At 44.1% G+C, this 22,033-nt stretch carries 19 protein-coding genes; 13 read left to right on the top strand and 6 right to left on the bottom strand.

Going from position 1 to position 22,033, the window contains the following annotated elements; all coding sequences use genetic code 11:
* Positions 1 to 101: 101 nt before the first annotated feature.
* From G344_RS0103215 to G344_RS0103195, 5 genes are all read left to right on the top strand, one after another.
* Positions 102 to 1,292, top strand: a complete 1,191-nt coding sequence (locus G344_RS0103215) for an MFS transporter (protein WP_028254933.1) — start codon at positions 102 to 104, stop codon at positions 1,290 to 1,292.
* 87 nt (positions 1,293 to 1,379) lie between these two features.
* The gene (gene pta, locus G344_RS0103210; RefSeq protein ID WP_028254932.1) at positions 1,380 to 2,381 is read left to right on the top strand and encodes a phosphate acetyltransferase; all 1,002 of its coding nucleotides are present in this window, start codon (positions 1,380 to 1,382) and stop codon (positions 2,379 to 2,381) included.
* 285 nt (positions 2,382 to 2,666) lie between these two features.
* A complete protein-coding gene (locus G344_RS0103205; protein ID WP_420864497.1) occupies positions 2,667 to 3,356 on the top strand; it encodes an MBL fold metallo-hydrolase in 690 nt (229 codons plus the stop codon).
* Positions 3,317 to 4,636, top strand: a complete 1,320-nt coding sequence (locus G344_RS0103200) for a DUF445 family protein (protein WP_083963057.1) — start codon at positions 3,317 to 3,319, stop codon at positions 4,634 to 4,636. Before G344_RS0103205 ends, G344_RS0103200 begins: the two co-directional genes overlap by 40 nt.
* On the top strand, positions 4,633 to 5,916 hold the full coding sequence (locus G344_RS0103195; protein ID WP_028254929.1) for a DUF445 family protein: 1,284 nt from the start codon (positions 4,633 to 4,635) through the stop codon (positions 5,914 to 5,916). Before G344_RS0103200 ends, G344_RS0103195 begins: the two co-directional genes overlap by 4 nt.
* A gap of 79 nt (positions 5,917 to 5,995) precedes the next feature.
* Here G344_RS0103195 and G344_RS0103190 read toward each other — a convergent pair whose 3' ends face one another.
* From G344_RS0103190 to G344_RS0103180, 3 genes are read right to left on the bottom strand one after another with little or no spacing between them, the layout of a single operon-like run.
* Positions 5,996 to 6,226, bottom strand: coding sequence for a hypothetical protein (locus G344_RS0103190; protein WP_028254928.1), 231 nt, complete (start codon positions 6,224 to 6,226; stop codon positions 5,996 to 5,998).
* A 48-nt stretch (positions 6,227 to 6,274) separates the two neighbouring features.
* The gene (locus tag G344_RS0103185; protein ID WP_028254927.1) at positions 6,275 to 7,024 is read right to left on the bottom strand and encodes a metallophosphoesterase; all 750 of its coding nucleotides are present in this window, start codon (positions 7,022 to 7,024) and stop codon (positions 6,275 to 6,277) included.
* 60 nt (positions 7,025 to 7,084) lie between these two features.
* Positions 7,085 to 7,852 carry a DUF4931 domain-containing protein gene (locus G344_RS0103180; protein ID WP_028254926.1) on the bottom strand — a complete coding sequence of 256 codons (768 nt, stop codon included), beginning with the start codon at positions 7,850 to 7,852 and terminating at the stop codon, positions 7,085 to 7,087.
* 109 nt (positions 7,853 to 7,961) lie between these two features.
* Here G344_RS0103180 and G344_RS0103175 point away from each other — a divergent pair, with 109 nt between their 5' ends.
* The 4 genes from G344_RS0103175 to G344_RS0103160 all read left to right on the top strand — a co-directional run bounded on the left by G344_RS0103175 (position 7,962) and on the right by G344_RS0103160 (position 11,927).
* Positions 7,962 to 8,498, top strand: a complete 537-nt coding sequence (locus G344_RS0103175; RefSeq protein WP_028254925.1) for an 8-oxo-dGTP diphosphatase — start codon at positions 7,962 to 7,964, stop codon at positions 8,496 to 8,498.
* A complete protein-coding gene (gene mutY / locus G344_RS11795) occupies positions 8,491 to 9,810 on the top strand; it encodes an A/G-specific adenine glycosylase (RefSeq protein WP_028254924.1) in 1,320 nt (439 codons plus the stop codon). Before G344_RS0103175 ends, mutY begins: the two co-directional genes overlap by 8 nt.
* Positions 9,811 to 9,853: 43 nt before the next feature.
* The gene (locus tag G344_RS0103165) at positions 9,854 to 11,080 is read left to right on the top strand and encodes a metallophosphoesterase (RefSeq protein ID WP_028254923.1); all 1,227 of its coding nucleotides are present in this window, start codon (positions 9,854 to 9,856) and stop codon (positions 11,078 to 11,080) included.
* 139 nt (positions 11,081 to 11,219) lie between these two features.
* A complete protein-coding gene (locus G344_RS0103160; RefSeq protein WP_028254922.1) occupies positions 11,220 to 11,927 on the top strand; it encodes a hypothetical protein in 708 nt (235 codons plus the stop codon).
* Between the two features lie 172 nt (positions 11,928 to 12,099).
* On the opposite strand, the gene G344_RS0103155 is transcribed toward G344_RS0103160, so the two are convergent.
* Positions 12,100 to 14,187 (bottom strand): OPT family oligopeptide transporter, encoded by a 2,088-nt coding sequence (locus tag G344_RS0103155; RefSeq protein WP_028254921.1) that lies wholly within the window; start codon positions 14,185 to 14,187, stop codon positions 12,100 to 12,102.
* A 336-nt stretch (positions 14,188 to 14,523) separates the two neighbouring features.
* Between G344_RS0103155 and G344_RS0103150 the strand changes: the two genes are divergently transcribed.
* Positions 14,524 to 15,357 carry a PdaC/SigV domain-containing protein gene (locus G344_RS0103150; protein WP_028254920.1) on the top strand — a complete coding sequence of 278 codons (834 nt, stop codon included), beginning with the start codon at positions 14,524 to 14,526 and terminating at the stop codon, positions 15,355 to 15,357.
* Between the two features lie 157 nt (positions 15,358 to 15,514).
* On the opposite strand, the gene G344_RS11415 is transcribed toward G344_RS0103150, so the two are convergent.
* Positions 15,515 to 16,918 carry an S-layer homology domain-containing protein gene (locus G344_RS11415; RefSeq protein ID WP_051245707.1) on the bottom strand — a complete coding sequence of 468 codons (1,404 nt, stop codon included), beginning with the start codon at positions 16,916 to 16,918 and terminating at the stop codon, positions 15,515 to 15,517.
* Positions 16,915 to 18,375 (bottom strand): S-layer homology domain-containing protein, encoded by a 1,461-nt coding sequence (locus tag G344_RS0103140; RefSeq protein WP_028254919.1) that lies wholly within the window; start codon positions 18,373 to 18,375, stop codon positions 16,915 to 16,917. Before G344_RS0103140 ends, G344_RS11415 begins: the two co-directional genes overlap by 4 nt.
* A gap of 684 nt (positions 18,376 to 19,059) precedes the next feature.
* Between G344_RS0103140 and G344_RS0103135 the strand changes: the two genes are divergently transcribed.
* Genes G344_RS0103135 through G344_RS0103125 form a run of 3 tightly spaced genes read left to right on the top strand, consistent with a single transcriptional unit; the run spans position 19,060 to position 21,969 of the window.
* Complete coding sequence (locus G344_RS0103135; RefSeq protein WP_028254918.1) at positions 19,060 to 19,797, top strand: (Fe-S)-binding protein; 738 nt, start codon at positions 19,060 to 19,062, stop codon at positions 19,795 to 19,797.
* 12 nt (positions 19,798 to 19,809) lie between these two features.
* Positions 19,810 to 21,246 (top strand): LutB/LldF family L-lactate oxidation iron-sulfur protein, encoded by a 1,437-nt coding sequence (locus G344_RS0103130; protein WP_028254917.1) that lies wholly within the window; start codon positions 19,810 to 19,812, stop codon positions 21,244 to 21,246.
* 12 nt (positions 21,247 to 21,258) lie between these two features.
* Positions 21,259 to 21,969, top strand: coding sequence for a LutC/YkgG family protein (locus G344_RS0103125; RefSeq protein ID WP_028254916.1), 711 nt, complete (start codon positions 21,259 to 21,261; stop codon positions 21,967 to 21,969).
* Positions 21,970 to 22,033 lie beyond the last annotated feature (64 nt).

Here is a 22,033-nt window from a genome sequence, read left to right as displayed (position 1 = left end):
TTAGAAAACATAGGACGCATGAATAAAAAGTATACTAAGAGGATGATAGTAATAAAAAGTATAGCTTTTAGAGAAAAAGGACCTACGTGGAGGTGGAGAGCTTGGAGCGTATACAAAGTAAAACGACGGAGTATTATAAAGCGATTATAGCTTTATTTATTGGTAGCTTGATTGCCTTTGGTGTCGAGTATTGTGTACAGCCGATTATTCCTGTACTGGCTAAAACATTTACATTGCAGCCGACAACGGCGAGTTTGGCCGTTTCGTTTGGCACCGGTGGTATGGCAGCATCAATGCTATTAATTGCCGGTGTGGCAAATCGATTGGAACGACGGTTGACGATGGTTATTGGTTTGCTCTTATCATCGGTATTGGCGGTGCTTATTGCGGTGAGTTCGTATTTTCATCTTATTCTGCTGATGCGGTTGTGCCAAGGTATGCTGTTAGCCGGATTTCCGGCAATGGCAGTGGCTTACATTAATGAAGAATTCGATCCATCCATTATTGGGGGCGTAGTGGGTATTTATGTGAGCGGTACCTCGGTAGGCGGTTTAGTAGGGCGAATCCTTCTCAGTACTCTGACAGATTATATGTCGTGGCGATATGCATTAGCTATCGAAGCAATTTTATATATTGTATTAGGGATTTTGTTTTGGGTGTTACTGCCGAAGCCGAAAGCTGTGCGCCAGCCGCCTATTCCGTGGCATCGGTTGTGGAATGAAGGGCGCCGTATTTTGAGTAACCGTAATCTGGTAGGTGTGTATGTGGTGGCGATGCTGATTATGGGATCCTTTGTCTGTGTTTATAATTTTATCAGCTATATACTATTAGCTCCGCCGTACCATTTTAGTCAGACTGCCATCGGTTTTGTTTATTTGTTGTATTTGTTAGGAACCGTGTCATCGACAGTTATGGGGATGATGTCGGATTCTATCGGTAATGGCAAGGTTATTTGTCTGTCCGTGGTTTGTATGCTTGTCGGTTCATTGGTATCCGTATTTATGCCGATTGTAATTAAGTTGTTGGGAATTGGCATTTTTACCTTTGGCTTTTTCGGTGCGCATTCGGCAGCTTGCAGTTGGGCGGGCCGTTTAGATTCGGCGGATAAGGCGGAGATTACCGCTTTATATATGCTCTTTTATTATATTGGTGCCAGCGTGTTTGGATCGTTGGGCGGACAATTTTTAACATTTTGGAGCTGGCCCGGCGTAGTGGCTTATTTAACCGTGCTCGGTGTAATCGCCTTAGGTCTTGGACTATGGTTGACAAAGCATGTAGGATATGACAAATAAACCTTTAATCTCTCTTGCATATTTGGTATAATAGAGGCGTTACAAGCGAACGTTTTGAATGTCGCTCATCATAAGGAGGAAGATAACGTGGATTTAGTACAGAACTTAAAAGCACAGGTAAAACCGTTAGGCAAAAAAATTGTATTGCCGGAATATAAAGATGTACGTGTATTGGAAGCTACGCAGACCATCGTCAAAGAAGGTTTCGTAACACCGGTATTGGTAGGTAATCCGGACGAAATCAAAGCAGCTGCCAAAGAAGCCGGTTTCTCCGTAGAAGGTGCGGAAATTATCAATCCGGAAACGTATGATCGTCTTGGGGAAATGGTAGATACTTTCGTTGAATTACGCGCTAAAAAAGGTATGACTCAGGAAAAAGCAAAAGCAACAATGCTTGGCGATTGCCTCTTCTTCGGCGCTATGCTTGTTCGTCTGGGCGTAGTTGACGGCATGGTAGCCGGCTCTGCTAGCCCGACAGCTAACGTATTACGTGCCGCTTTGCAGGTAGTGGGAACCAAACCGGGTCTTAAAACTGTTTCCAGCTCTATGTTCTTGTTCACCGATGCTAAGCAGTATGGTGATAATGGTATGCTCGTATTCTCAGACTGCGGCGTTATCCCGAACCCGACGTCCGAACAGCTTGCCGATATTGCTACATCTGCAGTAGAAAAAGCTCGCAAAGTAGCCGGTATGGCCGATCCGCGCGTGGCATTCCTCTCTTTCTCTACAAAGGGATCCGCTTCTTCTCCGGAAGTAGATAAAGTTGTAGAAGCTGTTAATATCTTGAAGGGCCGCAATGTTGATTTTGATTTCGATGGCGAACTTCAGTTGGATGCTTCCATTGAACCGTCCGTGGCATCCCGTAAAGCTCCGGATAGCAAAGTAGCCGGTCGTGCTAATATTCTTATCTTCCCGGATTTACAGGCGGCTAACATTGGTTACAAGTTGGTACAGCGCTTTGCCGGTGCTACGGCTCTTGGCCCATTGATTCAAGGTTTGGCTAAACCGGTACATGACTTGTCCCGCGGTTGCTTCGCACAGGATGTTGTTGACGTAGCTGCTATTGCTGCCGCTGAAAGCATCGACTAATTATAATTGCATATGTTGGCTCTAATTTAACAATGATTATCTTTGAGATTGGGCCATGAAGAACTCCGCTATATGGCGTACTCGCGATATAGCGGAGTTTTTATTTTACATAGGTAAGTGGTATAATATAGTTGTAATTAATAAAATTATCATTTGAAACAGTAGGTTTACATAAAATGCAAAAGTGAACTGTCATCGATAAGTGTGCAATGACAGACGATTAATAGGAAAGACAATGCTTTCACAATAAAATCAAAATAACATTATGGTTAAGGATGGATGGCTATGAAATTATATTATTTAAATCACAGTGGATTTGCTTGGGATGATGGCAACCGCGTATATGTATTCGATTATTATAAGGATCCGGCCGGTATTGTAGAATGGTTTGCTCAAAAGGGTCGGGAACTTTGGTTTTTTGTCAGTCATTGGCACGGCGATCATTATGTACCGGCTATTTTGGATTTTGATGATGGTGAAACGACACGATATATTGTGCATCGAGATGTACCTCATGAAGGGATGCCTAAGAATCGCACTACGGTTATGGATGTAGGTAACGTTGTTTTACTGGGACAGGTAATGGTGACCATGTATGGTTCCACTGATGAAGGTGGCTCCTTCTTAGTAAACAATGGAGAATATACGGTGTTTCACGCAGGCGATTTGAATTGGTGGCATTGGTTAGGTGATACTGATGAAAATAATCGATTTGCTCGGAACTATGCAGTGCAGGAATTTGAACGGGTGCGTGGTATGCAAGCCGATGTGGTTATGTTTCCGGTAGATGCCCGTCTCGAAGCAGCCCGCGAGTGGGGGCCTATTGAGTTTTTACATGTGGCTAAGGTGAAACAGCTTTTCGTGCCCATGCATGCCAATGGTCCAAAATGGAAACCGTCTTTATATTTTAAGGCTTTGTATGAGGATATGCCTTTATGGATTCCGGACAAAGACGGCGATATGACAACGCTATGAGTCAGTATCGATGCCAATCGCAGCTACTGACGGAAGGAAGAACGATGGTAAAACAACATAGGCGACAGTATGCTACCTTACTATTAATTGCAATGGCTATAGGTTTTCTTGGCGTATATCCTTTCCGGGCGCATCCGTTTTTTGCTTTTTTGATGCATGTATTCGGGGCGGCTATGATCGGGGGATTGGCCGATTGGTATGCAGTAACCGCTCTTTTTGAGAGACCGTTGGGAATCAAATATAAGACCGCATTAATTTCGCGTAGCAAAGGACGCCTTATCGAAATGGCTCGGGTGATGATGGTGGATGAACTATTACGAGTGCCGCATATGTATCGTATTATTAAACGTGAACATGCGGTGCGGCGCATAATAGTATATTTCTTGAGTGATGAAGGCAGGATGCACTGGAAGAAAATGCTGTTTAGTATGTGCAAACGGGTGGCAGATACAGTCGAATTGGAACCATTATGGCAAGAACTGCGCCGGACGGCCATGAGGGGAGTCACTCATTGGCAGGTGACTCCGTTTTTAATTCATTTTTGTCAGAGCCTTTTGAAGCCACAGACGGCTTCCGTATTATGGCTTTACATAAATCGCTTGCTTAGACAATTGATACAGGCCAATGGGTTGCGGCCATATATTGCCAGCGTAGTAGCAGCTATGATGAATCGTTATGCAGAAGATTCTTTTTGGCGTGAGGTCGCATTGGCTTTTGGAGGCGACAGCGTGTCACCGGAACATATTACGGATTTAATCCAGCGAAAAGGTGCGGCGTATTTGGCATCACAGGAATCCTTAGCATCGCCGCTGGGACAATATGTGTATGCCAAAGCTATCGGCGTGGTTAATGAGCTATCGCATAACTCGACATGGCAAGCATATATAGAGTCTAAAAAGGATCATTGGGTTATCAATCGGCTGGAGGAATTAACAGCCGAAGATATGATTACATCAAGTCAGTCACTTTGGGCTATGGCGGAAATAAAAATTATAGAGTATGCGGAAGCGTTATTAACAGATGAGATACGCTTGGCAGCGGTGGAACGGGTTGTATTGGTAAGTATGGTGCCGTGGTTACGACGGGTGCGTCGATTTGTGGATACGGCAGTGGTAAAAGAAATGTCTGCGTATGCACCGGAAAAACTTGCTACTCTTGTGCGGGATAAACTGGATTATGATTTGCAGATGATTCGCATTAATGGTTCGTTGGTAGGGGCCATGTTAGGCGGAGTATTTTATATGGTGGCGGAAGTGATACGAAGGAGTTTGTTTGTATGAATACCAAAGGCGTGAGACGACGCTGGGCCGACAGAGTATTATTGGTGTCGGCAGTGCTATACACGTTTGTTTTTATCGGACAATTCTATACGACCGCTGTTTGGTATGAAGCCTTGTACTGGGTAGTACAGTCGGCACTTATCGGCAGCGTAGCCGATTGGTTTGCTGTTACGGCTTTATTCAGAAAACCGTTGGGAGTACCGTATCATACGGAATTGATTCCGCGTAATAAAGATAGGCTTATTGAAGGAATTGCTCAACTGGCGGATACAAAATTACTTACCTTAGAACGTTGTAAGATGGCATTGGCAACAGTACGGTTTATGCCGTTATTGGATCGATATATTACCGGAACTAAGGGACGAGCGCAATTACAATCATTGCTGCAGATAGGGCTCTTACAACTTTGGCAGCAGCGTACGCAAGCTGAATGGGCCAAATGGGGCGGTGGAAAATTGCGCAGTATATTAGAGCAGCAGTCGATTGTCGGACCGCTACAACAATGGTTGCTTGCGGTGTGCAGAGAAAATAGACATGAAGCAATTATTATAAAATGGCTTGATGAATTACAACAGCAGTTAGACAGGCCCGGTGTTATTCAATGGGTGACCAATCTTATTGATGAGGAAATACAAAAGAAGAAAGATGATTTGTGGAAGGCACTTATTATTGGTTTGTCAGAGGCAACAGACATTATTAATGCGCGAGATATGGCTGTTTCTTTGCTACATGAATTACATCGTTTATTAGAACGATGGAAGCAACCGGGCAGTCGGGAACGGTTGGTTTGGATGCAACAGTGGGTGATACCGATAGAAACTATGGCGTATAACAGCACAGTTACAGGCACCATTGATAAAACCTTCCGACAATGGATTGCGGAAGAAAATTGGGAGCAAGTTATTCTCACCTACGTTTGCCCTTATGTGGATGAACTGGTTACTAAAGAAACTCCGGCGGCAGTATTGGAGCAATCCTTACAGGAATTATGGAAAGTCTATGGTTCTCGTCCTCAGATTAGAAAGCAATTGGAAGCTGCTTGTCATCGTTTGGCAGAATATGTGCTTTACCAGGGGCATGCGCTTATTGGCGTTATAGTGCGACAGGTATTGAAGGGGTTGTCTACGGAGCGATTTATTTATTTTATCGAGTCGAAGGTGGAGGATGATTTAAGCTGGATACGTATTAACGGTGCCTTGGTGGGCGCTGCGTGCGGGCTTGGTGTTTGGGGGTTTTTACATATCGTGTATGAGCCGATAGTACATAGCCTGGGAATATAAAATATGCCGCGTAAACGACAGAATGCTATGTGTCGTTTACGCGGCATATTTTTATAGAAGAATTGTGTATGATTATTTTCTAAAAGGAGCGTCTTCCTAACGTAGGATGTTGACAGGCTTTCAAGGTAAGTGTATCAATTAAGTGCGCTGCCTCATCTAAAGAAATATCTTCACGGGAGGAACCGCGCTCGATGACGCACATAGGTGCGTCAGTACCCACCTCGCCGGCGGGTAGATAAATATATTCTTCGTTGGTCGGATCACCGAAAATGTAGCCGGCCTGTAGATGCTCTTTGTGAATGCGACTCATAGTCTCTCCTATTAATTAATGTATAGAATTTATTTTGTAATCGTTGTTTTATAAAATCTGTTTTAATGAAAAATTCATGTAGTCCGCAGATACTAAATGGAGCCGCGTGTGACCGGCCGATTCGGGAATACGAGAAAAAGAAAGGCTGTCGTGGAGATGTCCGAAAATACAGTGGTCTACGTGATAGCGCTCCATTAGCTCTGTAAATCCGCTGGCTTCATTTTTATCGTTAAACGGTGGATAATGCAGTAACAATATCCGTAGTGGCGGAGCATCGGTTGTTGCCGATAGCTTTGTTATAGCTGCATCCATTTCCTTTAAAGCAGCTTCCGTGCGAAGCAGTTCACGGGCATAGATGCTGTCGTCTGTGTCCGGAGTGAAGCCGCCATCGTTAGGACATAAATAGCCTCGGGTTCCGCCAAAAGCAAGAAGCACGGCTGATTGAGGCGTTAAGGATGCCGGTACGGCAAGTCCGTGGCCTTGTAAGAAAGTCAACCCACCATCGGTGACTTTGGTCATTTTACTTACACCGGTCCACCAATAGTCGTGGTTGCCGCGGATGATATATTTTTGTCCGGGCAAGGTCATGATAGATTGAAGATCTTCCAAAGCGGCGTCAAGACGCATGGCCCACGATGTGTCGCCGACGATAAATACAATGTCGTCATCAGTGACGGATTGTTGCCAGTGGGTACGAATCTTTTCCCAATGATTATGCCAGTGTTCACCGAAGACGTCCATAGGTTTTTGTGGTGGTGTACCGGATAAATGCAAATCGCCAATGGCGAAAATTTTCATAAAAAACTCCTTTTCATCAGCGAGTATATGTTACTAATTATGTATGACGCAAACAGATACTCAATTCTTTATGGCTGCGCGCAGTTCGTCCAGCATAGAGTGGATGCGTTCGTTATTACCTACTTGGCTGATACGATAACCGACATACAGTGGTGACGTTAAATAGCGCGGTACGATTTTTACATAGTAATGCGAGGTGTGAAGGTCGTAAAAGAATAAGTTGTATGACGCAGCATACCGTGAAAAATCTCCCAACAAATATCGTAAGATTTGTTGAATGCGGAGTGCTAGTACTCGTCGATGGCAATGCGAATCGAACTGAATGTTGAATTCGAAAAAGCCGATAATGGGTTTATCGGAAATAGTAATACGATAAGCATCGGTTTCGCCTACGGTCCAGCCATCAAGATGATATTCTTTTATGTCCTCGCGATAATCGTAGTCGTAAAGACCGACGATTTGGCTGTGGGGATGACGGATGGAGCCACCCGACATGGGCCCGTAATTTTTAAAGTACAGAACGGAAGTAAATTCCGGTCGCGCCATAGTTTCTTGCCATTTTTCCAACGAAAAGGACAAGACGTGTTCGGCCTTATCCAAGGGAAAGCGCGAGTATTCGCTGTGACAGTCATCGCCTTCAATGATAACTGTTTGCCAAGTCCGTTCCAATACGGGATATTTATTCATGAGCCATATGATGGAGCCGTCCTGTGCTAAAATATCCGTCAACTGTTCCGGATGGCAAAAGGGACAATCGGCGTCTTTGTGGCGGATATTTTCTGGTTTGGTACGCCCCATGGCAATATTAAACAGTAATGGATTATTCATAATACACCTCACTGATACTATACTATCATATGTTGGTAGATTTTGGCAGTATTGTTATAATATATATAAAATTACAATGAATAACGTAACGAAGAATAATGGAGGAACAATGAAACCAACGACATTAGGATTTCCCGTTGATGGGAATGGAAATATATTGCTGGGGCGCAAGAGACGTGGCTTCGGTGCAGATAAGTATAATGGATTTGGCGGTAAGGTACAAGATGGTGAAATATTTCGCGATTGTATGGTGCGAGAATTATTTGAGGAGGTATCGTTGGTAGCGGATCCAAATCATTTGGAGGCAGTAGCGCTTTTTAATTTTGTTTTTCCTGCTGCACCGGAGCTTACTCATATCGGTTATGTATATATGATTTCTCAGTATGAGGGACTGCCGCTTATGTCGGAAGAAATGGAACCACAATGGTTTGCGATACAGGATATTCCGTATGAATCTATGTGGAAAGGCGACAGAGTTTGGCTGCCGGAACTTTTTAAGGGATATCGGCTGAAAGGCGTTATTACATTTGCCGATGATAATGAAGCAGTAGAGCATATGTGGTTACAACCGGTAGAAACTATTGCTGAATTAGAGGATGAAGTGCTCTGTAAAGAATGGATTTATGAGGGGTATTCCCATGAATAATAAAAATGAAGTTAATATACCGGCGTGGACATTACAGTTACTCGCGTGGTATGACGTACACAAGCGGGCTCTGCCTTGGCGGGAAAGTAAAGACCCTTATCGTATTTGGGTATCGGAAATTATGTCACAGCAAACTCGTATCGAAGCGATGCGACCATACTACGAGCAGTGGATGCGGCAATTTCCGACAATGGAAGATTTAGCGGCTGCCGATGAAGATACGGTGGTTCGTGCTTGGCAGGGACTGGGCTATTATTCACGAGCGCGCAACTTAAGACTTGGGGTACAGGAAGTCGTGAATAAATACGGCGGTCAAGTACCGCGCGATCGTAAAGCGATGGAAAGTCTACGCGGCGTAGGCGCATATACGGCGGGAGCAGTACTATCTATTGCGTTTAATCAACGGGAACCGGCTGTGGACGGTAATGTGTTACGCGTCTATGCGCGTCTGTATGATATTCACGATGATATTTTAAAAACGGCCGGGCGTAAACAGATTGAAGCTTTAGTGTCGGAAACGATGCCATATGATCGCCCCGGTGATTTTAATGAAGCGCTTATGGATTTTGGTGCTTCTGTATGTATTCCGAAAGTACCGCGTTGTGAAGTATGTCCATTGGCAAATATGTGCCGAGCGTTGGCAGCAGGTACGGCAAAGGATTTACCGGTGCGAATAAAAAATACAAAAGTACCTACCATCCCACTTTGGGTGGGACTTTTTTCCTATAAGGGATATTATTTGTTGCATCGGCGCCCGAATCGGGGATTATTGCGATCTATGTGGGAGTTTCCTACTGTCGAGTTGGCACCCTTGCCGGAACCAAAGAAAAATGATGAGCATATCTCACGCAAGGAAGAGATATTATTTTCGGATATAGTTACAAATGATGCGTTTGAGGTAAAAAAGAAACCCGGAGGTAAACGCCGTACATCGGCGATATTGCCAAAGCCGAATGCCTATGATCGACGACATGTATACGAAGAAGGTGTAGCTGCTATACAGTCTGAGTTGGCGGCACTGGGACTATCTGTGGTAATTAAAGAAGAAAAAGTAACGGAGCTGGTTCACGTATTCTCCCATCGCCGATGGATTATGGATGTATATGAGGGTACATTAGAGTCCATACAAGCAGAAGTAAAAGAGACGGATAGCAATAAAGTCGTGGATGACAGTAAAGTACGGAGTGAAGGTAAAGGAAAAAACGCGTTACCGACGCTACCGGAGGGATGGTGTTGGCTGCGCAAAGAAGAGTTTGCTACTTTGCCTTGGGCCGGGCCTCACGGTAAGCTTACTGTTTTTTGTCAATCATAGTGCGTGTAACATTCTGCTATGAATAAGGAAGGAGACGCCATACATGAGAGTTATCTTTTTAACAGTTGTGAGTATTGGTACCTTGCTGATTATGTTGGGCATGGCGTATTTACCATTGCGTTTATGGGGAGTACCGCAGAAAAAACGTTGGTTTTGGAGCCTTTTAGGGATAGAGATTGTTGCTGTTTTTGGAGCGGCATATTATCAAATTGCACAGGGCCATTTATATCATGGTGAATGGTATGGCTTTTGGCGCGATTGGACGATTGAAGTATACGGATATATGATCGGTGCCGCCGTAGCGGTGGCATTGATGGCAGTTCTCGTTGGTTATGGATGGTTGTGGTGCAGATTTTGTAAACCAACAAAGATGGCAAGTACAGGTGCAACAGATGATCCGAGAGGAACGATAATCGCAGATGATGGCGTGGCAAATCCATCGCGCCGAGCATTTTTAAAGGGGGCAGCCATTGCTATTCCGGCAATTACTATAGGCGGAGCCTCGGTTAAGGCATTTGAAGGTGCACAAAATTTAGTGGTTACTCATCATGACCTGCTGTTCGATAGCTTACCGATGTATTTGAAGAACTATAGGATTGCACAAATCAGTGATGTCCATATAGGACCATTTATTGATTTGCATGATTTTGATGAGATTGCGGAGCGAGTGTTGGCAGAACATCCGGATCGTCTGGTAATTACCGGCGATTTAATTGACAATCTTGACTTTTTGCCGGGACTATGCGAACGATTGGAAGCCTTATTCCCTAAAATCCCTGATGGAATCGACTATATTTTAGGGAACCATGAGTACTTTCATAATGTACCGCTTATTTTAGAATCATTCGGGGCCTTATCAATGCGTGTATTTCGGAATTCATCGCTTCGACTCAGTGGTGGTTCATGGCCTGTATATTTAGCCGGCGTAGATTATTCTTTTGCGCGCAGTCAGGCACAGAGAGAATCTTATCTTGAAGCGGCTCTGGAAGGAGTGCCGCAAGAAGCATTTGTTGTTTTATTGGCGCATCATCCGGATTTTATTGGCGATGCATTTAAACGAAATATTCCCGTTACTTTAAGTGGTCATACTCACGGTGGTCAGATTAATGTGGCCGGTAATTCATTGGTACCAGTAGGAACACCGTATTGGAAGGGAATGTACCGCAATGGTAATAATTATGGATATGTCAATAACGGGACGGGGCATTGGTTCCCGGTGCGTATGAATTGTCCGCGAGAGATTAGCGTATTTAGATTTTTGGAACGATAGTAGTTGTGGAATGCATATTATAACTATCTTCACTATATTTTCATATTGTTGATATATAATTTAATACATAGTAAATAAAGACGATGTATAGTCTTATGTATGATGTATATAGATATGAACAGAAAGGTGAGGAATGTATATGAAACAGACAGAAACAAAAGCAACTATGACACAGATCAAGAGCAGCGTATCTCCTGTACATTACAAGACATGGGGTCGCCGAGCCTTTGCTGGAGCATTAGCATTAACGGTGATGGGTGGTTTTGGTATCAGTAGTGCGGCATCTTATGATGTGCAGGCATCGCCGGCAACACCGAGTGCATCAATGACAGCTACCGATGAAGCAATGGCAGAAAATGTACAGGCGCAACCGGTAGCAGAGAATCAGACAGCCGCAGAACAACAGTCAACTAATTTGCAGCAGGCAACGACAAATAAAGTAAAGCACCAGCAGATGGCCATATTGGATGAAACGACAGCACGCAGTATTGTAGCAAAAACTGTTAATATACCGGAGGATCAGCTTGCATTCAAGGATATTTCTTTAATTCAGGTGAAAGCACCTGTATCGCAAGTAGCCCTTCACCCGATATACAGAGCTTTGGCTACTCATGAAGGTGTAGTTTATGACGTGTCGCTTGATGCGGTTACCGGTCAGGTCATTGCGACTAATTTTGCACAGGCACAACCGGCAGCACCGATGACAACTATGATGCCGGCTGAGTCAACAGCGCAGAATCAACCGATAGTAACAGACGCTGATACGACTGTTAAGGAAACCACCGAAATATCTGCCCGGCAGGATGAAGAGGCTGCGGAGGGTACTACCGCAACGATACAGAAATAATATTATTACATTTTGTCACTATGATTGTGATGGCATAGTACATTAGAAATAGAGGAAAATTTCTGGTTGCATGTAAATTATATTTCTTCTGACAAATAAAAATAGCCTGTATATCATAGGCGTGTCGTGTTATAGCACTTGACCGCTGAGATATACAGGCTTATTTTATTTATTATTTTTCTTCGCTAACGCGTTTCATTTCCAGTGCTTCTTCTTTGTTGAATTTAGTAGATACTACCAAGCGAATGAAGTAAGCGATAACAGCAATAAATACGGCGAGGCCTAACCATTCGGCTGTATTGGTAAAGTCTTTACCAACAAGAGACAGCGGATCTTCGCTGCCGCCGGATGTAACGGATAATACGATAACAATAGCAATGAGTACACCGATTAAGCTTTCGCCGACAATCATGCCGGAAGCGAAAAGTACGCCGCGACGATTGCATTGTTCTACATCGGCATCAGCTAATTCACCGCTTCGTTCCTTGGCACGCTGAACGAGGTACTTACCTACGAAGTAACTCATAACAGATCCCATAACGATTGGCATTTCAAGAGATGGCGGTAAATAAATACCCATCCCGATAGCCAGTGGTGGTAGGGAAAGTGTGGCTGTTGTACTTTTGAGAATTAAGTTTACGATAATACAAATTATGCCAACACCAACGCCGATAAGAATATAGTTCCAATCAAGGTTAGAACTGAAAATACCTTGAGCAATAGTCGTCATCAAGGTAGCCTGTGGTGCAGATAAAGCGGCGGATGGATCCATGTCCGGACGAGGTAATGCACCGGTGAAACCATAGGCTTGATATAAAAGATTTAATACCGGAGCAATCGCGATAGCCCCAGCGATAGAACCAATGAGAAGAGCCACCTGCTGTTTCCACGGTGTAGCGCCTACGAGTTGGCCGGTTTTAAGATCCTGCAGGTTATCATTGGAAATTGCGGCAATACATACGACTACGCTTGTCATGAAGAGCGCCATAGCGGTAGCAAATTTAGTACCTGCTTCCGTAGCAAACAAATTATTTGCGGAGGCGATAGCAAATACAACGAGGGAGGAGATAATAATCCCTAAAATACCAATACCGGAGATAGGACTGGCAGAGGTACCGATAAGACCGGCCATGTAACCGCAAGCAGCAGCCACGAAGAAACCGATACAGAGAGAAATTACGATACCGCATACTACCAAGGTCCACATAAGAACCGGGCTGATATCAACAGCACTGACAAATGAATAGAAGCAAACAATAAGGCCGATGATAATAGCGACGAATACAAGTCCTACCGTGGTTGGCTTCATATCGGTGTCCATACGATGCGTTGCACGTTCTTCGTTGCTCATCTTCATGCTTTGCAAAGAAATTTTCATACCTTCCAATATAGGCTTGGTCAATGTCAGCAAAGTCCAAATAGCAGCAATACCGATACAGCCGGCACCGATAAAACGAACCTTGGATTTCCAAACGCTCATGGCAAAGGCACTTAGCGATTTAGCATCGCCCATCGGTAAGCTGTTAGTTAGGTACGGAACAAAGCCGGCCCAAGCAATAATCATACCGATTAAAATAGCGATACCGCTGGCAATACCGATGAGGTAACCGGCACCAAGAAGAGCTGTGGAAAAACCAAACGGCAACTGTGTAGTACCGCGCCCTACGGCAAACCAAAAACTCATTTCGCCGGCTAAGAAGTGGAAGCCGTTAGTACATAAGCTGATAATGCCGGCAAAAATGCCGCCACCGACGATTTCCTTCATCCCACTTGAACTCTTCGTCGTTGCGGACGGATCATGCGACTGACTGCCAACTTTAAGAATTTCGGCAGCAGCTCGTCCTTCCGGATACGGTAAGTCGCTGTTAACAACCATAGCACGGCGCAGCGGAATTGTGAATAGCACGCCTAAACAACCACCGCAGGCACAAAGTAGTAATGTCTGTGCAAAGGGAAATCCTTGCCAATAACCGAGCATCAACAGGCCGGGTAATACGAAGATAACTGCGGATAGTGTACCGGCTGCGGATGCCTGCGTTTGTACCATATTGTTTTCCAATACATTGGAATCCTTAAAGAAACGTAAAATCGCCATTGAAATAACGGCGGCCGGAATGGAGGACGAGAAAGTAAGACCTACTTTTAAGCCCAAGTATACATTGGATGCGGTAAAGATGACGGTAATCAAAATACCGAGAAGCATACCGCGGAATGTAAGTTCCGGCAAATGAAGATCGTGACTCATAAAATCATGCTTCATTGTGAAAAACCTCCTTACAGTAAATAAAAAAACCCCGTACCCAATTATTTACAATTGTACTATTTAGAAGGACAAAAAGCAAGGAAGTACATTGTGTATACAAGATTGTACTTAAAAATAAGTACAATACATAGAGATGTGTTTGTTGTAGGGAGAATTGTAGTGCAAAAATGAAATAAATATCTTTTCTTGAAAGACAATGACAGAATAAACTAAATGTATAATGGGTGTCTTAATGAAAAATTCATAGTCTTATGCGATAATATACATAATTAGCAAGTATCATCGTTATGTGTTGTGTGTACCGATGTAGTAATCGGAGGAAGTGAGGAATATATGCGTTATGCTCAGAAGTTAGCAATGTTAGCTGTTATGGCGTTGCCTTTCGGTGCTATGGCTCATGATGCATCGGCCGTGACATCGGAAACTGTGCCTGTCGTAAAAGTATCGCCGAATGTTAATACAACGGGGATTGTAAGTACGCGAATTTCAGATACGGCAGCGCCGACTACAAATAAAGTAGTACGAGAAAACAGTGACAAAGAAGCGCGCGCCAGCATGATGGTGATGGCGCCGAATGCGAATAATTTTTATCAGCGTCTCCAAGTGGGAGTGTCGCCGGTAGCAGTAAAAGGAAATCATATGGATATTACATATCCGGAAGTGACCTCGGTAAGTAAAACGGTACAGAAAAAAATTAATAAAGCCATTAGTAATTATGTAGAAGATTTGCAAGAGGATTTGACTAAGACAAATTTAAAAAATGACAACGCTACCAATTTGTACATTACATATGATGTGAAAGCAAATGGCAACGGTTTGTTCAGTGTTCTTATTAAAAGCTACACAATTCAAGATAAAGCAGCCAACGGAAATAACACTGTAAAGGCATTTACTTTTAATACCACCAGTGGTCAACGAGTATCACTTAGTGATTTTGGCGGAGTGAATAAGGAAAAATTGCAGAAGGCATTGGCGGATGCACCGGAAGATTTCAAAACAGCCGTGAACAGCGGTATTATGAAGGATAAACAGCGTGATATCAATGTGCCGAAAGAGTTTTATGCTACAGAAGATCACAATGTATTTTTAATTTTCCAGCAAGGTGACATTGCGGCGCGAGCTGCCGGTACATTGTATTTGCCGATGGGAAAGTTGAGCGATAAATAAAATATTGCTAAATTACACGTGATGTAAAACAAGAAAAAGGACAGTCTTTTGACTGTCCTTTTTCTTGTTTGATACTGTGCGACATGTATTGTCAGAAGCATGTTACGTAAGATAGTGAACGTGACTATCCTTGTGAGCAGGCATTAATGAGTACATATTACTTACTGAGTGAATCACGAGTTGCTTCGCTGATAAACTGTACATCCGGAAAGCGTTTGGACAAATCTTTTTTCACTGCATCCGGCAAATGGTTGACGACAATAACGAGCTGTTTAACAGACGTGTTGGGATAGACGTCAAGAATTGTACCGTCGGCTAGTGCCTGGTGATATGCATAGGCTGCATCGGTTTGCATGTCATCAATAGCAGCCTGTGTCAAAGGTCCCGTGGTTAAACGCAAGTGACGTAAATCAGATTTATCAGTAGCAAAGGCGATGGCGGCACCATATTCCTTGGCATCATCCGCATTAGCAAAGGCAACCCAAAGTGTGTCACCTTTCCAATATTTTACGCCGTGCTGACGGAAATCATAATTTTTACCAAAGGTGCGTACAATTAATGCGTCGGCAGCGGCTTCGGTTTTTTGTTTCATTAAGGTGTCCTTAAAGGCTTTGCCTGTATCACCTTGTGTCATACGATATGTAATTTCCGTAGCTTCGGCACGGGTGATATATTTTTCCGGATTAAATAAATTGCGCGGATTGTAATGTAGGAAGTGAAGTGATGCAAGTTCGCGCACAGCATCTTGAGCCCAAGAGGCTACAAATTTCTGATCGCTGTAGGCAATGTTGTCCAAGATGGTAGGATCCTGTGTTTCATAACCCAAATAGTGTAGGTAGTTGTCGGCTACCACTGCAAATTCTTGGCGTGACATGAATTGTTCCGGACGATATGTATTATCGCCGTAGCCACTGATAATATTTTTACGAGCTACCGCTTCGATGGCCAGTGCCGACCAACGATCGGAAGTAATATCCGAGAATGTACTGGAAATCATAACCGTTGACGGTTCGTTGATGAGTTTGCTGAAAAGAGAAGCAGCTTCTTCTCGCGTCAACGGTTTATCAGGGCGGAAGGTGCCGTCGGAGTAGCCACTGATTAAATTTTGTTGCGTCATGGTAGCAATGGATTGTGCGGCCCAATATGTACTGGGAACATCGCGGAAAATATATTTCTTAGCTTCCCGCAGTGTATCAAGGCCGATGGAACCCATGGCTTTATCGGATTTTTCTGTACCGGTCGTGTGTATGGCGTGGGTGGCAACTTTCTTGTCAGTGGATGGTATCGTTGTGGCAGTATTGCCTTGAATTGCAGCTGCTGTGGCTGCTTTTGAAGTTACCATACCGTTAAACGGTATGGCGTTTGAAGCCTCACTTGGTCGAACAACACGAATTGGTGCGGGAATTGAAGCGCTATCCTTAGCTGTTTCGGTGGAAACCGTGGCGACTACCGGGCGCACAACTGTAATCGGCGCGGATGAATCGGTAGCCGCTAATGTTGTGCTGCTTGTTACAAGCAAAGCGGCCAATGTAGCAGTTATCGCATGGCGTGAATGATTCATGCGTCCTCCTTGGCCGGAGCGGTTTCGGCAGTAGATGAATTACCGGCTTTATCAGCTGCTTTGGCCGATGTCGTGTCGGCGGTAGGGGAAAGTAAGAAGACGCGCACCTTATTACCAAAGGCAGTTTTGATGGAATCGTTCATGTATGGGAAATCTTTATCAATGTTGACGATGAGTTGGTTATGGGCTACATCCGGGTAAGCAGATACGACTTTGCCTTCCGGCTGACGCTGTGCATAGTAGCGCTCAAAGTTAGCAGTAATGCGATCATACTCAGCTTGGCTGTAACGAGTAGGCTCGGTGATAACTCCGTTTTTGAGGAATGGCTTACCATCGGCAGCTAACTTTTCGATGCGTGCATTCAATTTGTCCAAATCATCCTGGCTTTTTAATGCAATGTGAAGTACATTGTCTTTCCAATACATTACACCATGATTTTGCATATTGCCCGGTGTTTTATATAGGCGATTTAGTTCTTTGAAAGCAGCATCCACTAAGGTGTCCTGTGCTTCGGCAGAAGTGGCAACGGCATCGTTGTTAATACCTTCTTCGGCGGCTTCTTTACGAAGGATGGTGTCTGCATCTTTCGTATCGGCTACGGCAGTTACCGTTGGTGCCGGTGTAGCGGATTTTGCATTAATGTTCTTACCGGTGTCAATTCGATATAAAATAGCGGCAGCTTCCGCACGGGTGATGAAGTCATGAGGACGGAAGCTTACGTCAGCGCCTTCGCTGATATAGCCTTCTTGGGCTAATTGTGTAGCCGCTTTCAAACCGCCGGCTCCGAATTCATCGGCATCTTTGAATGCAACGGCTTTTTTTCCGTGAATATTGGTGATGCCCAAGGCATCGGCATAGCGTGCGGCAGCGATAGCGAATTTTTGACGGGAAATACCATCGGCTTTTTCATCCGTAATGAGTCCGTCCGTAATAGAAGCTGCAGTAGCAGTTATATGTTTTTCTTTGGCAGAATCTTTTTTGTCAGCTTTAGCAAGGCGCTTCTTAGCTATGTCCAACGATTTAGCAAAGATGTTGGTGAATTCGTTTGTTGTCACGGCTTCGTTCGGGCGGAAGGTGCCATCGGTGTAGCCATTGAGCACGCCTTCTTTGTGCAAGTAAAGAATGGCTTCCTGCCCCCAATGACCGTCGATGTCGCTGAACGGTAATGTCTTAGCAGCAGCTTTGGCTTTTTCGGTGGCCACATTTTTATTCTTTGCCGCAATACGAGCTACTTCTTCTTCGGCAGCTTTAGTAGGTGATACAGCGGCTTTGGTATCCGTTTTTGCGGTAGTTGTCGTATCAGTCTTTGGCGTGCTTTGAGTAGCTGTGGCTTTTACGGTACCGGAAGAGGCAACGGCAGCAGCCAATGAGGGTGTGTAGGCGGCCGATGCAGTGGGGCCTACGCCAAGAACTAATGAGGCCAGTACGGCATAACGCAATACAATTGATTTTTTCATAGGATATGACTCCCTTCTCATGTGTATAGTTTGTCTTTCAACATTATGTAACCAACAATAATACAGGTCTGATTATATCACGAACCACAGTAACACTCTAGCTGCAGTTATCTTACCAATTTATAGTATAAAGAGCAGGGATGAATTAGACGTGAGTGATTCGTCAACAAAACTTAATTAGCAGCAAGGAAGGACGGTGTGAGCGAAATGCATACAAGATAGGGAAACAGCATGTGAAAAGGTAATTATCCGTGTTTGGAAAGAGATCTGTTAAGTGATAAGATGATGCTTGAATAGTGAAAATATAAGGTTGTAATAACAAATCAAGGCATATAAAAATAATTGATGATATGTTGCCGATGTCATTGGTTTTCAATAACTTAAAACAAGTGAATTGAAATGAGAATATAATGATAAACCTTATGTTGACTGGGATAGTAGGATAATGGTATTTACTTTATATAAAAATGTGTATGCGTTTTTGTTATATGGAGAGGGACATTTGCCAATATTGCAAACCTTTGGACTTTGATAAAAATATTCTATATAATGATGGTGATGATTGATGATTTCCGTGCGAATACATAAGCCTCTCTGCCTGGCAGCGTTGCGAGACATGTTATACGCAAGTGTGGGTAATCAAATTAAAGTGTAAGTACGTAGGAAAGTTGAGGATGTGAGGAAATGAAAATTCATTTATTTTCACAATGTTTGATTGACATGTTTTATCCCCACGTTGGGATGGCCGGCGTACAGGTGCTGGAACGGTTAGGCTGTGATATCACGGTACCAAAGAAACAGGTATGCTGTGGTCAGATGTTTACCAACTCGGGCTACAATCAGGCAGCCAAGGCAGCAATCAAGAATACGATTGAAACCTTTGAAAATGCCGATTATGTAGTAAGCATGTCCGGATCCTGTGCTTTTGCCATTCGCGATGAATATCGCGAAATTTTAAAAGATGAACCGGAATGGCTCGCTCGTGCCGCTCGATTGAGCGATCACATCTATGAATTTACGCAGTTTATCGTAGATGTATTGGGCGTGACCGATGTAGGCGCTACTTTCAGAGATAAAGTAACGTACCACAAGTCCTGCCACGTAACTCGTCTTATGGGGATTAAAGAACAGCCGATGAAACTTCTCGAAAATATTCGCGGTCTCGAATATTTGCCGATGCATCGTGCAGAACGTTGCTGCGGTTTTGGCGGTACCTTTACGGTAAAACAGCCTGAAATTTCTGCGGTTATGACGCGCGAAAAGGCGATGACAATTTATGAATCCGGCGCAAACGTAGTGGCCGGTAGCGACCAGGCATGCCTTATGAATATCGAAGGTATGTTGGATCGTATGTACAAAGACGGCGAAATTGACCGTCGCATCAAAGTAATGCATATCGCAGAGCTATTAAATTGTCGCTAGGAGGAACGGAAGATGGCTATTTTATATGATCAGCGCCCCTTTAAGACTCGCGTAAAGGAAAGTCTTGCCGACGATTTTAAGGTAAAAGCTATCCAGACCGCGCAGGACGTATTCTATGCTAAACGTAAAGCCTTGGTGGATCAGGTTCCGGAATGGGAAGAGTTCCGTGAAGAAGCGGCCGAAATCCGTGACCATGTGCTTAAAAATCTTGATTACTATTTAAATCAGTTTGCAGAAAACGCTGAAAAAGCCGGTGCACATGTACATTTTGCAACGGATGCGAAGGAAGCCAACGAATATGTAATGGAAGTCGTACGTGCCAAGAATGCCAAGATGGTAGTAAAAGGCAAGACGATGGTATCCGAAGAAATTAGTTTGAACGAAGCATTAATGAATAATGGCGTAGAAGTTAATGAAACAGACTTAGCTGAATTCATTCTTCAAACGGCCGACTGGAATCCGCCGTCTCACATCGTAGTTCCGGCTCTCCACTTCGAACGCAATCGTATTCGTCAGGTATTCCATGATAAATTGGGTTACAATGGTACGGAAGATCCGGAAGAAATGACGCGTTTTGTACGTAAACGTATTCGTGATCGTTTCTTGCGTGCCGACATCGGTTTTACCGGTTGTAACTTTGCCGTAGCCGAAACCGGTACGATTACTATTGTAAGTAACGAAGGTAACGGTCGTATGAGTAGTTCTATGCCGAAGACGATGATTTGTCTTATGGGTATGGAACGATTGGTACCGGACTTTGCCGCTTTGGACGTAATGATGGAAATGCTTGTTCGCTCCTCCGTTGGCGCGAAAATTTCCAACTACTACTCTATGATTACCGGCCCGGCAAAACCGGGTGAATGTGATGGTCCGGAAGAACTTCACATTATTATCGTAGATAACGGCCGCAGTAATATTTTGGGCGGTGAATTTGAATCTATGCTTCGCTGCATTCGTTGCGGTGCTTGTATGAATATTTGCCCGGTATATCGTCATATTACGGGTCATGCATATGGTTCTATTTATCCGGGGCCGATGGGTGCCGTATTGACACCGCTTCTTGTAGGCTATGAAAAAGCCGGAGATCTTCCGTATGCTTCTACGTTGTGCGGCGAATGTTGGGAACATTGCCCGGTTAAGATTCCACTCCACGAATTACTTTTGAAACATCGTGTTAATATTGCGGATAAGGCACACTTGCGCCCGGCTGCAGAAGAAGCTATCTTCAAGACAGTGGCTACTGTATTCGGTAATTCCTTCCTCTTCGACTATGGTACTAAGCTCGGTGCCATCGGTATGAAGCTGATGAGTAAGAACGGTGTTATGGCTGACTGGACTAAACTCTTACCGGTAGTAGGTGGTTGGACGAAGGCCAAAGATATGGGCACGTTGAAACTCAAGAAATTCCGTGATGTATACGCTGAATACGAAGCGAAGAAGAGAAAGTAAGGAGACATAACAATGGATGAAGCAAAACGCAAAGCATTTTTTCACCGCATTTCTCATGTGTTAGGCCGCAGCGAAATCCCTAACTATGTAGCTCCCTACGCCTATCAGAAAGGCCCACAGGGCAAGATGTATGCGGACATGACGCAAGAACAGATTATTGATATGTTCAAGGTAGAATGTGAAAAAGTAGGCACCAAATATATCGTAACTGATGAAGCCAGCTTAGCCGGCACTATTTTGAATGAAATTCAGGAACGAGGTGGCGGGAAAGTTATCTACCCGTGTACCGAAGAAGTTGAACAGTACGGCTTAAAGGATGCCTTTGCTACTGTAGGCGAAGATGTTGCACACTTTGTACAGTGGGATCCGGCAAAAGGTCGTCAGGCTAATATCGATGAAGCAAAGGTTGCTGAAATTGGGATCACCTTCCCGATTTTGGGGATTGCAGAAACAGCTACGGTTATTCAGCCGAGTATGCAGGAAAGCGGTCGTTCTATCGGCCTCTTGCCGTTGACACATATTGCTGTACTTCGTACGGATTCCATTGTACCGCGTATGACGCAGTCTATGGCACTTTTAGCGGATGCATATCGTGAAAACCCGGCGGATTTCCCGTCTAATGTGGTGCATATTTCCGGTCCGTCCAATACAGCGGATATTGAATTGGTTCGTGTTGTTGGTGTTCACGGTCCTATCAATGTAACTTTCATTTTGGTAGAATAAGAATATAGCCGTTAATCGGTATGCAGTGTGCCCTGTATAATGATTGTGGGACATACTAAAGTAA

Source organism: Veillonella magna DSM 19857, assembly GCF_000428745.1.
Taxonomy (GTDB): domain Bacteria; phylum Bacillota; class Negativicutes; order Veillonellales; family Veillonellaceae; genus Veillonella_A; species Veillonella_A magna.
Note: the sequence above shows the minus strand (reverse complement) of the source record. Positions and strands in the feature narration are given on the sequence as shown.